General features: G+C 50.7%; 13 protein-coding genes. 4 read left to right on the top strand and 9 right to left on the bottom strand.

All coding sequences use genetic code 11. The features are described from left to right. The 4 genes from ABYP33_RS13795 to ABYP33_RS13780 all read right to left on the bottom strand — a co-directional run. A partial coding sequence (locus ABYP33_RS13795; RefSeq protein ID WP_373091674.1) for a helix-turn-helix domain-containing protein occupies positions 1 to 598 on the bottom strand: 598 nt, incomplete at its 3' end. An 11-nt stretch (positions 599 to 609) separates the two neighbouring features. Continuing rightward, positions 610 to 1320, bottom strand: coding sequence for a hypothetical protein (locus ABYP33_RS13790; protein WP_373091673.1), 711 nt, complete (start codon positions 1318 to 1320; stop codon positions 610 to 612). Positions 1321 to 1831: 511 nt separating this feature from the next. Continuing rightward, complete coding sequence (locus ABYP33_RS13785; RefSeq protein WP_373091672.1) at positions 1832 to 4267, bottom strand: TonB-dependent receptor; 2436 nt, start codon at positions 4265 to 4267, stop codon at positions 1832 to 1834. A 188-nt stretch (positions 4268 to 4455) separates the two neighbouring features. Continuing rightward, positions 4456 to 5484, bottom strand: a complete 1029-nt coding sequence (locus ABYP33_RS13780) for an AraC family transcriptional regulator (RefSeq protein WP_373091671.1) — start codon at positions 5482 to 5484, stop codon at positions 4456 to 4458. Positions 5485 to 5619: 135 nt separating this feature from the next. Between ABYP33_RS13780 and ABYP33_RS13775 the strand changes: the two genes are divergently transcribed. Continuing rightward, complete coding sequence (locus ABYP33_RS13775) at positions 5620 to 6702, top strand: SMP-30/gluconolactonase/LRE family protein (RefSeq protein ID WP_373091669.1); 1083 nt, start codon at positions 5620 to 5622, stop codon at positions 6700 to 6702. A 228-nt stretch (positions 6703 to 6930) separates the two neighbouring features. Beyond that, on the top strand, positions 6931 to 8286 hold the full coding sequence (locus ABYP33_RS13770) for a flavin-containing monooxygenase (RefSeq protein WP_373091668.1): 1356 nt from the start codon (positions 6931 to 6933) through the stop codon (positions 8284 to 8286). Positions 8287 to 8342: 56 nt separating this feature from the next. On the opposite strand, the gene ABYP33_RS13765 is transcribed toward ABYP33_RS13770, so the two are convergent. The 3 genes from ABYP33_RS13765 to ABYP33_RS13755 all read right to left on the bottom strand — a co-directional run bounded on the left by ABYP33_RS13765 (position 8343) and on the right by ABYP33_RS13755 (position 11734). Further along, positions 8343 to 9386 (bottom strand): DUF4382 domain-containing protein, encoded by a 1044-nt coding sequence (locus tag ABYP33_RS13765; RefSeq protein WP_373091667.1) that lies wholly within the window; start codon positions 9384 to 9386, stop codon positions 8343 to 8345. Between the two features lie 335 nt (positions 9387 to 9721). Next, positions 9722 to 10561 (bottom strand): S-formylglutathione hydrolase, encoded by an 840-nt coding sequence (fghA, locus tag ABYP33_RS13760; protein WP_373091666.1) that lies wholly within the window; start codon positions 10559 to 10561, stop codon positions 9722 to 9724. Positions 10562 to 10609: 48 nt separating this feature from the next. Continuing rightward, positions 10610 to 11734, bottom strand: coding sequence for an S-(hydroxymethyl)glutathione dehydrogenase/class III alcohol dehydrogenase (locus tag ABYP33_RS13755; RefSeq protein WP_373091665.1), 1125 nt, complete (start codon positions 11732 to 11734; stop codon positions 10610 to 10612). A gap of 115 nt (positions 11735 to 11849) precedes the next feature. Between ABYP33_RS13755 and ABYP33_RS13750 the strand changes: the two genes are divergently transcribed. Both ABYP33_RS13750 and ABYP33_RS13745 read left to right on the top strand, forming a co-directional pair. Next, positions 11850 to 12734 (top strand): LysR substrate-binding domain-containing protein, encoded by an 885-nt coding sequence (locus ABYP33_RS13750; protein WP_373091664.1) that lies wholly within the window; start codon positions 11850 to 11852, stop codon positions 12732 to 12734. Positions 12735 to 12879: 145 nt separating this feature from the next. Then, a complete protein-coding gene (locus ABYP33_RS13745; protein ID WP_373091663.1) occupies positions 12880 to 13113 on the top strand; it encodes a hypothetical protein in 234 nt (77 codons plus the stop codon). Positions 13114 to 13117: 4 nt separating this feature from the next. Here the strand turns inward: ABYP33_RS13745 and ABYP33_RS13740 are convergent, their stop codons facing one another. Together ABYP33_RS13740 and ABYP33_RS13735 are read right to left on the bottom strand one after the other, a co-directional pair. Further along, positions 13118 to 13399 (bottom strand): nuclear transport factor 2 family protein, encoded by a 282-nt coding sequence (locus ABYP33_RS13740; RefSeq protein ID WP_373091661.1) that lies wholly within the window; start codon positions 13397 to 13399, stop codon positions 13118 to 13120. Between the two features lie 188 nt (positions 13400 to 13587). Continuing rightward, positions 13588 to 14088 carry an SDR family NAD(P)-dependent oxidoreductase gene (locus tag ABYP33_RS13735; protein ID WP_373091660.1) on the bottom strand — a complete coding sequence of 167 codons (501 nt, stop codon included), beginning with the start codon at positions 14086 to 14088 and terminating at the stop codon, positions 13588 to 13590. Positions 14089 to 14272: the final 184 nt, after the last annotated feature.

Raw genomic sequence — 14272 nt, 5'->3', positions numbered from 1 at the left:
CGTCGGCTGCCGTTATCAGTGCCTTCGTCGTGTACAGTTTGCAGAAAGCGATCTTGCTGTGGGTGTCGACAAATGTCTGCTGATAAATCTGACCTACCCCCTTGAGATTGCCCACGTAGAAGGTGTCTTGAGAGCCAAGGTAGCCGGAGTGGTGGGTTTCAATTTCCCCGCAAGCCTCGTCATCATGCTTCTTCTTTTCAAGGCCAGCAACCTGGGCATCGCTCAAAATTATTCCATCAGCAGCTACGCGCTCTTCTAGCGCCTTGAGCCGCTTTTTAAAGTTCTCAAGACCGTTGCGTAACCAGATTGACCGAACGCCACTACCAGAAACAAAGACGCCTATTCTGCGCAGTTCGTTACTGGTTCTGTGCTGGCCATGGGCTGGCTGCTCAATGGCATAGGCAATGACAGCTTGCTCTATCGTCTCATCGACTCGATTCTTGGAGTTAGGGGTTCTACGACTTTTGTTAATCAGATTGTCGATTCCGCCATCATCGACCAACTCACGATAGCGATAGAACGTATCTCGCGATACGCCCATGACTTTACAGGCCCTCGAGACGTTACCGAGCTCTTCCGCCGCTTTTAGTGTGATCATTCTTCGAAATATTAAAACCGCTTAACAATATTCAAACCTTGGTGACCAAATCGAAGGGTGAGCGTGCCATCGCTGCTGCGGCTCAACTCACTGAGGTCCCGATTTTTTATAGTCAAGCTAGATGGCTTTTCTGTGCCTTGCTGTCCCCATGCATGCTTACTGCTTTGGGTCTTTTCTATTGTTAATTTTCCTGCGATAAATTTTTTCCAGAGACTCGTTTTATTTTCGTCGGCGGCGACATTGCAACTGCTCGCCATCATCCAAGCCGCGACCGCAGCGGCGCTGATTAATTTTTTTTGAATTTTTAGCCAGCGTGCGAGGCAAATTGGCGAAAGTGCCTGTTGATCAATTAAAACCTCACCAAGGCGACGATGTTGGCTGCGATGTTCGGCTAGAGCAGTGTCCAATTGTGATTGGGTGATTTCGCCATTGTCTAGCAATAACTGACCTAAGCTTAGCTGCAGAGCTTTGGGCATACTACCGTCGGGCTTGAGTTCGAGCGCTTGCGCTGAGAGTTTTTTTTGTAGGGCGAGTATTGCTTGCTTTTCAAGGGGGAAAAGTTCGTGCCGCTGCAATAGAACTTCACCGAGGCGGCGACGATTCCAGCGCTGGGTGCTCAAGGCCTGATTCAGCGTGTCGGTCGTAATGAATCCGCCTGATACCAGTAGTGTTCCCAGCGAAATCGGACTGGGTTGGGTGCTGCCAAGCTTTGTAGGGTGCATAGACTTACGGCCCCTATTCCGACTGTGTTGCGGAACGGATGAGTTTATAGGGAATAATATTGCGCCTATTGCTAGGGCGCTTTCAATACGTAGAAGGCGCAGCTTATTCTAGGTGTTTTCGTTAGAAAACTCGGAGATCGGTTACTTGTGTTGAGAGGGGAAATAGAGCATCTAACACTTATGTTATATTGTTTTAGCATATTTTTATGGAGGTTTAGTGTTAATGCTCTGGTGCTACTTATTCGAAGTGATAGTTCGTCTCGGCACCAAAATTAGGCGCTTGGTCGCCAGGGTTTTGTCGTGACCAAAGCCGGCCTGCAGATTAATACCGTAGGCATCGTATTCTTCGTTGACGAAGTTTTAGCCCACAATGATACGGTGTAGTGAGTGCACAGTCTTCAGTAGGTGAATGTTGCTGAGCAGAAGGGGGCGTTGCAGTATATAGCAGGTCGCGTCCGTGCGAGGCTTGCTATCGCCAGATGCATAGCGTCATCTGGCTAACGCTAAGGGATTAGAAGCGATATGTAAATTCGGCACCGTAGCTCCGCGGTGGGCCGGCAAGGTAGTTGTCGTGGCCGAAACCTGCTTGCAAATTAATCGCGTAGCTATCGTACTCTTCATCCATCAGGTTCTTCGCCCACAGTGACACTGAGTAACTGTCGTCGGCGGCGTGCCAGCTGGTGCGGGCGTTGAACAACCAATAGGCGTCTTGGCGAATAGCGCCGTAGCCGTATTGATCGTTGTAGGCGCTATACCATTGGTCATCCTGGAAGTTGCCATTTAGGTTGGTGGTGAGGTAGCCCGCTTCGGTCACCAGAATATCGTAGTCTAGCGAGATGCTGTAATTCAGCTTGGGTGCTGAGATTAGCTCATTGCCGCTTAGGTCAACTCGGTCATCTGCGTCCGCGATGGTTTCGGTATTGGCCAGGGTCAGCTCAGAAAACTCGGTTTGCAAAAAGCCTAGGCCAATTTGCAGGGTGAGTCTTTCTGTTATGCGTGCCCACAATTCTGCTTCGGCGCCAGCAATTTTTGAGCTGCCCGCATTCTCAAGGAAGTTGGAGAAGCCGACGACGTTGATAAATTGCTGGTCGGTGTAATCGTAGGAGAATAGCGCCGCGTTCAAACGCATGCTGTTGTCGAGCAGATCCGCTTTGAAGCCAACTTCAAAGGCATCGATATATTCTGGTGATGCATAGGCGGTTTCAATTGGACGGGCGAGGTAGTACGCACCGCCATTAAAGCTGCCGCTTCGGTAGCCGTGGCTAGCGCTTACATAGGCCATTAGATCTTCGTTTATGCGGTAATCAAAGCCCAGTTTGCCAGTCCACTCCGCTTCGTTTGCCTCGAGCTCGGGCGCCGAATCGAGTGTGTAGGGACCGTGGGTATAGCCAATACTGAGTAGGTTTAGCAATAGCGTTGGATCGCTGAGAATATCAATTAGCTGCGACTGTGACAGTGGTAGCGAAATATAGGCATCGTCAACCCCGGTGGTATTGCCCGGTACATAAGTTCCTCTAGGGCTGCCGTCATAGCCGACCCGGGAAATATTGAAGTAGGTTTGTTCGTTGCCGTCTTTGGTGTAGCGCAGACCTAAATCCATACCGAAGCGGTCAGTAAAATCAAAACGCATCTGAGAGTAAGCGGCTAAGCTGGTTTTTTTGGTTTCCATGCGTTGGTCGAGCATGCCGTAATCCAGCAAGAACGGGTATTGCTGCGCCGTGTCAGGCTTTGCAACGCCAACTCGTACATCGGGTGGGGTGCCAAAGATGTCGTAGATATTGTGCATATACTGGTCTTCATAGCCGAAATACACACCGGCAATGATATTGAACATGCCGTCGAACTCAGAAGAGAAGCGCAGATCCTGGCTGTAGCCGATGGTGTCGGACGACCAAGTAATAGTGAGCAAGTCGTTGGGCGAGCCGTCGGTGTCTGCTTTTTGATAATAATCGGCGTCATAGTAAGAGGATACCGAGGTGATAGCGAAACCGTCGCCGGCAAAGATGACGGTTAAACCGAGGATGTCGGTATTGGTGATCAGCGCGCCAACTTCGTTGGCTTCAGTTTCATGAAAATCTAAATTGCGGCTCTGGCGTGAGTAGGCGTTGTAGTCTGAGTTCGGGGCGCCCAGAAGATCGGTGCGACCTTCATTTCGGGCAGGTGTGCTCAGGGCGTTGTTGCCTGAGGCGGTGTATTTAAAAACGGCGTCCCAGGTGTCGTTGGGCGCAAAATGCAAGGCGAAGCGGCCGCCTTGAAAATCGGTTTGGGCACCTTTTTCACTGCGGCTGACAATGTCGACGTAACCTTCGTCGCGCTTGAAACTTAATGCCCCGCGTGCCGCGAGAATACCGCCAATTAGCTGGGTTTCTACGCCCGCTTCAGCGCTGGTGGCGTTAAAGCTGCCTGCCCCGAGCTTGATGTAATTGCTAGGCTCATCACTAAATTGGGGGGTGCGAGTGATGATGTTGATCGCACCGCCCGTGGTGTTTTTACCGTAAAGCGTACCTTGAGGGCCACGTAAAACCTCAAGACGTTCGATGTCAAAGAAGTTAGCGCCATGGCTGTACACCGGGGCTAAATACGTTTCGTCAACATACACGCCAATCGGGCTGGCTTGGTTAGAGCTGTAGTCAGACATGCTGACGCCGCGAATCGCAAAGATGGGTTGAATGTCGCCATAGGGGCCGCTGACCTGCATATTGGGAACCTGCGCAGAAATGTCGCTGGCATTCTCAAAACCGTATTTGTCGAGCTGGGTGCCCGTTAAGCCGGTAACCGCTACGGGTATATCCTGAGTGCTTTGGCTGCGTTTTTGGGCGGTAACCAGTACCTCTTCAAGCATTGGCGCAGCAAAAATAGTGCTAGTGGAGCTGGTAATGGCAAGGAAAATACCGGCGCGCAAGGGATTCTGGCGACTCTTATAGGCGTGTGGGCGACGTTGCTGCATGGACTATTCCTTTAAAACGGTGGCAGGGCTGATCTTGTGCTTCAGTTTTATGAGCGTGGAGAATGCCGATATTTCGGCAGTAATAATTGCCATTTGGCGACATGTTTTTATCATTTGACGACAGCACTTCTGACTATTGTCCATATTCTTGCTATCGGGCAATTACGCTATGACGTGGCGGTAAAGCCTTACTCCGGTGTTGCGACTGTGATGGTGTGCAGTGATTTGCGGTAGTGGTTAGGGCTTACTCCGAACCAGCGCTTGGCCGCGCGATTAAAAGAACTTTGCTCTTGGTAGCCGAGCAGCGCGGCAATTTGCGCCATAGGCATACGCCGTTCGGCGAGGAAGTTTTGGGCATGCTGCTTTCTGATGTTGTCTACCATTTCTTCAAAGATATAACCTTCGTCTTTTAAACGGCGCTGGAGGGTGCGTTGGTGCATAAACAGTTCGTTCGCCACGCTTTTAATATTGCAGCACTGGGTGGGCAAGAGGCGGCTAATAATAAAATTAGTTTGTTCGATGAAGCTTAGCGGTGAGCCACCACGTTTTTTAATGAGGTAATTCGCGATAATGTCGCGCTGAAACGCGTCGGCGGTGCGAATGGGGAAATCAAGTTGCTCCGGGGTTAGCACTAGGGCATTGTAGTCTTGATTAAAAAGCACTGGGCAGCCAAAGTGTCGTTTATAGACCTTTGGCTCTAAGATCCTGCTGTGCCGAAATAGCACGGTTTCAGGTCGTTTGCGATTTTCAGTTAACATGGCGTGAATATTGGCTGTTAAGCCAATCGCCATTTCTATTGTTTGGTGGCGATATGGGAAATCCGTGACATTAATGTCGAGCGTGATCCGCGGGAATTGCGGTGCGGATGTGTTGTCTAGCCCTAGAGTGATGGCGGGGCTATGGTGAGAGATATAGCGGGCAATGCAGAACAGGGCGTCGCCAGCCGTATTTGAGGTGCGAGCCATAATGGCAATGGGGCCAAGGGTTTCCATAGTTTGTTTTGCGGATAAACGCAGACCAAAATCGGGGCATTGCAATTCTTCGGCCGAGGCTTCGAGCAACTGCATTAAGCTGTGGAAGAAAATAAGATAACTGATATCGTCGAGTCGTTCGGGGTCAATATTAAATTGCCGTAGCAGTGGTTCTGGCTGTCCACCTAGTTCGCGAACGAGTTCGTTGTAGCCGCCGAGGGCGGAAGTGCGTATTAACGGGCGCATTGCTTACATCCATAAAAAAGAGTCGGCCTGATTGTCGTCAAATGCCAAATTTAGCATAACGGTATTGTGATAAATTAAAAAGTAATAACAATAAGAGGGTGTGTAATGAGAGGCTTTTTACGCGCGTGCGCGATCGTGGCTTTCCTCATATTCGCTGCGGGCTTGGTGTTATATGTCCGCTCGCCTCTTCAGCCGGTGGTGTTTAGCGTTCCGGTTAGTGCTGGTTTGAGCGGCGACTTTGCGGCAAATGAACGCTTGGCAGCGGTAACGACATATTTGCAGAATATCGGCATGGGGCCAGAAGATATTGTAAAAGGCCCTGCTGGTGATTTTTATACGGGTTACCAAGATGGTCGTATTGTCAGTTTTGTTGTTCATGGCGGCCAAGTAGTAGGCGCTACTGCTAAGGCGTTTGTTAACATCGGCGGCCGTCCCTTGGGTATGCAGTTTGATGGCGGCGGAAACTTGATTGTGGCAGATGCTTTCAAAGGTTTACTGTCAGTGTCACCCTCTGGTGAAATAACGACACTCGTCGATTATGCTGATGATCCCTCCTTACGTTTTATTGATGATGTCGATGTTGCTGAGGACGGTACCATTTGGTTTAGCGATGTCTCAACGCGCTTCGGTTTACACGATTATATTTTCGATTTAGTGGAGGCCAGCGCAACAGGTCGCTTACTCAGTTATATACCCACTACGGGCCAAACCAAGGTGCATTTACAGGGTTTGTATTTTGCGAATGGGGTTGCCCTCGGTCCAGACGATAACTGGGTGCTGGTGAATGAAACGGGTGCGTCGCGGGTAGGCCGCCTATGGCTAAAGGGACCAAAAGCCGGCGTGAGCGATGTGTTTATCGAGGGGTTGCCCGGTATGCCGGACAATATCAGCTTTAACGGTGTTGATACTTTTTGGGTGGCGATGCCCGCGTTGCGAAGTAAAGAGATAGATGCATTGGCCTCGTACCCATTTATCCGCAAATTACTTGGTGGCTTGCCCGCCGAACTGCTCGTGCCAGCTGATCACTATGGCTTTGTTGTCGGTTTAGGCTTGGATGGCAGTGTTAAATTTAATTTGCAGTCGGGGGCTGGCATTTACCATACGGTGACCAGTGTTAATGAGTACGATGGTCATATTTGGTTGGGTAGCTTGGCCATGTCTGCTGTGGCAGTGTTGCCGTTGCCTCGCACCATGGAACAGCGCCAACCCGTGAACTAGCGTGATCGGCTGCGCGCGGTACGCGATATTGCGAGGCCATCCGGTCATTTTTGAAACATAATAATCGCTTTACGCTAGCGTCTAATGACGCATCGCGAGAGAAGCTAAAGCACGAAAGTTGAGGGCGACGAGTGTCAGAGAGCAAAAAGAAAAAAATCATCATTATTGGCGCGGGCTTCTCAGGCATGGGCCTCGCTATTTATTTGCAAAAGGCGGGTATTCGCGATTTTGGAAAAGGCCGACGAGGTAGGCGGCACATGGCGAGAAAATCATTACCCTGGTGCGGAGTGCGATGTTGCGTCAGCGCTGTACAGCTATTCTTTTGAGCATAATGCCGATTGGAAATATAAATGGGCTGAGCAGCCGCAAATATTTGACTACCTCAAGGGTACAGCCAAAAAATACAATTTGTATGAACATATTCATTTCGCAACGGAAGTTGCTAGCGCAATATTTGATGAACAGGGCAAATGTTGGTGCCTGCGAAGCGTTGACGGCGAGGAGTGGTGTTGTCAGTTTTTAGTGGCCGCCGTGGGCCAATTACATCACCCATTTACCCCTGAAATCCCCGGCCAGAGTGAGTTTAAAGGCCCGCAATTTCATTCCGCGCGCTGGCAGCATGATGTGGATCTTAGTAATAAACACGTCGCCGTTGTTGGCAATGCCGCCAGTGCCTTGCAGTTTATACCGCAAATCGCGCCGGAGGCGGCAAAGCTGACCGTGTTCCAGCGTGGCGCAAGTTGGGTAATCCCCAAACTCGATAGACCCTACGCGGCATGGGAGCAATGGTTGTCGGCGCGGGTCCCGCTGGTGGCGAGTTACTATCGCCTTCGGATTTGGCTGCGAAATGAATTGTTGATATACCCGATAATGCAGCGCCGACGGTTACATTGCCGAATCGGCTTGTGGATGCATCGTCGCTATATTAATAAACATATTGGCGACCCAGTGCTGCGGGCCAAATTAACACCTGATTATCCCATGGGCGCGAAGCGCATACTAATGTCTGATGACTACTACGCGGCTATGGCTAGGTCGAATGTAGAGCTGGAGGTTGACGTCATTGCGCAATTGACTGAGCGCGGCATTACCACTACCGACGGTCGCGAAATCCCAGCTGATGTCATTATTTACGGTACCGGATTTAAAACCAATCCGTTTTTGGCGCCAATGGATATACGTGGCGTTAAGGGTACGCATTTGCGTGACGCTTGGCGTAGCGGCGCTCAGGCCTACTTAGGGATGATGACGAGTGGTTTCCCTAATTTATTTATGTTGTACGGTCCCAATACAAACCTTGGTCACAACTCCATCGTAATCATGGCAGAGTCTCAGGCTCGTTATATTTGCGAGGCAATTACTGCCTTAGATCGCGGTGGTCACACTGTGATGGAGGTAAAAGCAGAGGCTGAACAAAAATATAACAGTGAAATGCAGCGACGCTTGGGCAAGATGGCGTGGAACGCGATTGAGGCGAGCTGGTATAAGGACGGCAATAAAATTACTAACAATTGGCCGGGTTCGACGTATGAATATATTCGCCGAACCCGGCGCTTAAAATGGACGGATTATCAACTCACTTAGCCACTAGCATAAGTGAGGGCGGCATCGCCCTCGTTGGTGAGTTCATAATACTCACCTTAGTTGCTTGGTGGGTTTGGTGCGACAGAAAACCTGACATTGCTAGTTTGACCGGCGTCGACATCTACCGGAATGGCGTTGGTGAAATTGATGTCGTCGTCACTGTCTGGCTCGTCGAAAGCAGACTGGCAGGTGAGTGCGACGCTGTAGCCCGCAGCAGTAGCCTCTACAAAACCGATTTTGAAGGTATAGGCGCCACTATCATTTTGAGTGATTTCCGCACTGCTAATCGGTCTAGCTAAATCGCTTGTATCACCCACCTCAGCGTCCGTTTCGGCATTAGTCTGATCCGCTGCAATGCTGGGGTCATAGAAGTCTTCTGGTCTTTGGTTCGCTGAATTTATGTCGCCCTCATACAAATAGACGCTGTGTCCGCTCAGGTCACTACACGCGTTGCTGGCAATGACGGTTGAGTCGACTGTCCCCGCAATAGTGCCCACGTCGGCGTCATTCACTAACCGAAGTGCGGGGCGCAATAAGTAGTAATCTGCATTCGCCGGTTTGGTGAGTGCTTGGCGCAAAACAAAATCGATTGTGAATGCCGCTTCACGGCCGGTTGGCGCTGTAAATCCAGAATTTAATAATAGTGATTGCTCTACATTACTCGTGTTCTGCTGACCTGGAATAAATAGATCGGCTTCGTTACCCAGTTTTGGTGACACCGTTGAATCGGGGTAGCCGCCGTCAATGAAAAGTCGGATCCACTGGTAGTTACCTGCAGGTATGGTTGCATCGGAAATGATCGGTGTAGCGATATTTCCGGTTAGATTGAGCAAGTTAGGGATGACCACCGGCTCGCTAAAATTGAGCTTAATAATATCGCCATCAGCGTGTTTGAGTTCTAGGCGGTTGACGGTGAGTCTTACGCCGTCCACGGCGTCAACAGGCGCGTCGGTTACCGAGAATGTTGCCGTTGATGTTTCGGCATGTGGTGGCACCGGATGGTTGGATGAGTCATTGCATGCGCTGACTAAGGATATGCCGAGGCCTAGGCTTGTAAATTTAATAATATTGTTGAGCTTAGGCGTTAATGCAAAACGCATAATTTCCTCCAATTGTTCGTCAATACCCGTTAATTAAACGTTGGTTTCGACTCGTGAATGGAAGCGCTCCCTGCTCTTGTTTTTAATTTTCTCCTGCACGTAATTTTGTGAGTGTAACTTTGTGAGAAAGTTTCATTTTTCGGAAATAAAGGCCGTCAATGTTAATCGGTATGGCTGTAGGTATAGTGCCGAGAATGTTTGAACGCGGGGTATTTGCCTAGAAAGTGCTGCTAAATCCAAGGAATTTTGAAGGTAAAAGGCTGCATTTTGCACCGCGACACTATTCGGCGAACCGATGGGGAAGCTCAGCAGTCTTTTATTTAACTGCTTAGACCTTAGCAACATAGGTGCTGGTGATGAAAGCGTAAATGAGATTCAATAAAACTGGCGATAAAATAATAGCTATGGTCGTAGCCGTCGTGATAGTTCAACTGCAGGGGATAGGCTCGTTTCTTGGCCGCTGCCGCCAGTAAATGGGGTTTGAGTTGCTCGTTAAGAAACTGGTCGTCATTGCCCTGATCGATGAGGGTTGGGAGTAGCTCTGTAGTCGTGCCCATGAGTTCGCAGCTGTCGTATGCTTTCCAGATGTCTTTGTCATTGCCTAAATAAGCGCTAAAGGCTTTAGTTCCCCACGGGCAGTTCATGGGGTTGCTTATCGGGCTAAACGCAGAGACGGAGGTGTAGCGCCTCGGGTTTTTTAGGGCGATGGTCAAGGCGCCGTGGCCACCCATGGAATGACCGGAAATAGCGCGCTGAGTCGAGATGGGGAAATGCTGCTCAATGAGTTCCGGCAGTTCCTTAACGATATAATCGTACATATGGAAATGACGATTCCACGGCGCTTGACTGGCATTTAGGTAAAAGCTTGCGCCTTTGCCGAGGTCGTAACTGTCGTCGTCGGCTACGTCTTCGCCACGCGGGCTGGTGTCGGGGGCGATAATGGCAATGCCTAATTCAGCGGCGATACGCTGGGCACCGCTTTTTTGCATAAAATTCTCGTCGGTGCAGGTCAAGCCAGATAGCCAATAAAATGCCGGCACCTTTTTGCCGGTGTTGATTTGCGGTGGCAAAAAAATCGCAAAGCGCATATTGCAATTTAGGGCGATGGAGTGGTGGCGGTACTGCGTGTTCCAGCCGCCGAAAACCTTGTTGCTGCTGATATTTTCAATTGTCATGGTGATTCGCACGACCTTGCAGTCGCGCGCCTTATGGGCTGTGTTGGCTTAGTAGTGAATTACCGAACGGATACTTTTGCCTTCGTGCATTAGGTCAAAGGCCTCGTTAATGTCCTCTAGCGGCATCGTGTGGGTGATGAAGTCACTAAGTTTAAATTCCCCAGCCAAATAGCGTTCAACATAGTCGGGCAGTTCTGAGCGGCCACGCACGCCACCAAAGGCGGTGCCGCGCCAGACTCGACCGGTTACCAGCTGGAAGGGGCGGGTTGAGATCTCCTGTCCCGCGCCGGCCACGCCAATAATAACCGATTCGCCCCAGCCTTTGTGGCAGCACTCTAACGCCGAGCGCATGGTGTTGACGTTGCCGATACACTCAAAGGAAAAATCAACGCCGCCGTCGGTTAGTTCTACTATCACCTCTTGGATTGGCTTGTCGAAATTTTTGGGATTAATGCAGTCGGTAGCGCCGAGCTTGCGGGCTAGCTCAAACTTACTCTCGTTGATATCAAGGGCAATGATGCGGCTGGCTTTGGCCATTACCGCGCCAATGACCGCAGAAAGCCCAATGCCGCCCAGACCAAAAATAGCGACGGTGTTGCCTTCTTTGACCTTGGCGGTATTCATGACCGCGCCCATACCCGTGGTGACGCCACAGCCGAGTAAGCAGACTTCTTCGAGGGGCGCCGCGGGATTTACCTTCGCTAGGGAAATTTCTGGCAATACCGTGTATTCCGAGAAAGTGGAACAGCCCATATAGTGGTAAATCGGCTGGCCATCTTTGTAAAACCGGGTGGTGCCGTCGGGCATCAGGCCTTTGCCTTGGGTTGCCCGAATTTTCTGGCAGAGATTGGTCTTGCCCGATTTGCAAAATTTGCACTCGCCGCACTCAGGCGTGTAGAGGGGGATGACATGGTCGCCGACCTTTACGCTGCTCACGCCTTCGCCAACTTGCTCAACGATACCGCCGCCCTCGTGGCCGAGAATTGTCGGGAATATTCCCTCTGGGTCATCGCCAGAGAGGGTGAATGCATCGGTATGACAGACACCAGTAGCGATAATCTTAATCAACACTTCGCCCGCTTTGGGCAGCATGACATCCACTTCTTCAATTTTTAGTGGCTGGCCGGGGCCCCAAGCCACAGCGGCTTTGGATTTAATGAATTGCTCAGACATTGCGATTTCTCCCAATAGCGTGAAAGTGGTGGTCGGCTTCTGAGTGCCATTGTAATTGTTTCCGTATAAGTGATAATTGCGGTTATATGTAAAACACTTTTTCGAGAATGTAATAATGAGTCAGTGGCAAGGGGTGGCTGAATTTGTGGCCGTGGCCGAGACCGGTAGCTTTACCGCTGCGGCGGCACGCTTGGCTGTGTCGGTAGCGCAGGTAAGCCGACAAATCAGTGCTTTAGAGAATCGTCTGGGGGCTAAATTGTTTTTTCGTAGCACCCGTAAGGTGGTGATGACCGAAAATGGCGGGGTCTATTATCAGCACTGTCGCAGTTTAATGGATGGTCTGGATGAGGCGGAGCGCGCGATTTTAGACCTGCAAACCACGCCGCGGGGTAAAATTAAGATGACGGCACCGACCACGTTTGGTGAGGAAAGTGTCATGCCGCTGGTTAATGACTTTCTGTTGCTTTACCCAGAACTGGAGCTGCACTGTGATCTCAGTAATCAGCTAGACGATCTTGTTACGCAAGGATATGACGTGGCGATTCGCATTGGCAACTTAAGGGACTCGGCGATGATGGCCAGAAAGCTCGCGGCGCGCACCCGCTTTGTTTGCGCGGCGCCCGAATATTTAGATCGCTACGGTATTCCACACTCGCTGGCAGAGTTGGAGCAGCATAATTGCTTGGTGGGCGCGTCGGATTTCTGGCGCTTTGAGGAGGGCGGAAAATCTCGCAATGTTCGGGTGTCGGGTCGCATCCACTGTAATAGTGGTTATGCGCTGGTTGATGCCGCCTTAAAAGGCCTTGGCGTGATTCAATTGCCGGACTACTACGTTCAAGCTTTTCTCCACGAAGGGCGCTTGATTAGCTTACTCGATCACTACCGTGAGCCTGAGGAGGGGATTTGGGCGCTGTTTCCCCATAATCGCCATTTGTCACCCAAAATTAAGCTACTTGTTGGCTTTCTGGCTAGGAGGTTTGGGGCGTCAGGCACTGCTTAATGTCTGTTATTAAGGCAGTTGAACGATGAGATGCCGCGTACTGGGCCATTGGGCGGTGTCGAGCTGAGGGATTTTTAGTCGGGTTTTCTGGTATTTTGAGTCCTACTGAAAATGCAGTGCACACTGGGATTAATTGGAGTTGAAGATGTTTAAGCTTGGTGGCTCGCGCACTTCATACTTGCGCCCTAATTCTTGTGGCTGTGGCGGCGATATGCTCAATGGTAGTCTGTTCGATGATACCCTGAGCCGGCTCGGTGCGGGCGTGGTCCTTGGTGGTTTGCTACTAGATACTGTTGGCTCGCTGAGCCTACCGACGAGCTTGCCGCTCAACACAGGCTTATTGGAGCTTGTGGATATACCTGCGCAGGCGCTGCAATAAGCGACTATAGGCTTGTTAGCATTGTCCGCATTTTACCCTTGATAAGATTGATTGCTTTGTAGGGTCTGAGCATCACCTTAAAATCGGCGATCTTACCGTTTTCATCCCAGTGAATCATGTCGACACCGTTTACGGTGACGCCGTCCACTTCCACAACAAATTCGAGAACGGCGTTTTGGCCGTCTACGACTTCGCGAACATAGTGAAAACTGTCGTTGGCCAAAACATGAAAGGCGGCGCTTAGATACATCATGGTCACGCCTTTGCCCACTTGCGGGCTATGCACAACGGGTGAATAAAATACTGCGGTGTCAGGGAGAAGGGTGTCTAGGGCGGCGTTTTAGCGCTAATAGCCTGGTGCCATGAGGCGAGGCGGCTGTTCATTTTGGCCCTCCGGCTTGGGGTGACAGCAGCCTAAACGACAGCAGTGAAACCGGCCGGGCATTGCCCAAGAGAGGATGGCCCGGCGCAGTCTTAGCCGTGTAGACCGTGTTCGATCGGGCACTGGCCGTTAGCCAGCTTTTTGGCGCGCGCTACGAGTGTTGCTTCCATCGTTTCGCGGCCAATCATAATGACAAAATCTTCTTTGCGTATACCGTCTAGGGCAAATGCAGCTAATTCATCTAAATCTTGAACTGGCAGTTCAACGCCAATTTCTTTCATGCCTGTCATGAATTCGTCAAAGGTTATTTCGCCGCCAGCGGGGGCTGGCTTCTCGCGCGCTAATTCGGCGGGACGGTTGCGGCGCGTGGTCCAAATTCCGGTTGGCAAAATGCCGCCAGAAGGGTAGAAAATACGGGCGAGTACCACGCCGCCGTTGGCACTAAGCTCGGCGGCGGTTTTATCCAATGCTGTTTTTTCGACATCAGAAAGCACTACCTTGGCGCCTCCCGCGAGAAACGCCTGGGCCAGTGCCTTGCCTATGCCGCTAGCGCTGCCGGTAACGACAACAACTGTGTCGGTGAAATCTTGCACCTTTGCTCCCCATTTATGGTTTTTATCCTGGTTTAATGTCGACCTTGCTGAAGCGCTACTACTGGGCGCTTCTCCGTACATGGCACAAGGTAACCATAATGTAAATTTATATTATGGTATGGTTATTTTTAAAGGGCTTTATAAAGGCAGTCTTGGTGGGGGCATAGCGACCGTGCGGGGCCAT

This window comes from Zhongshania sp. (assembly GCF_041584495.1).
In the GTDB taxonomy this organism is placed as follows: domain Bacteria; phylum Pseudomonadota; class Gammaproteobacteria; order Pseudomonadales; family Spongiibacteraceae; genus Spongiibacter.
The sequence above is the reverse complement of the archived record's forward strand: the minus strand, read 5'-3'. Positions and strand labels throughout refer to the sequence as shown.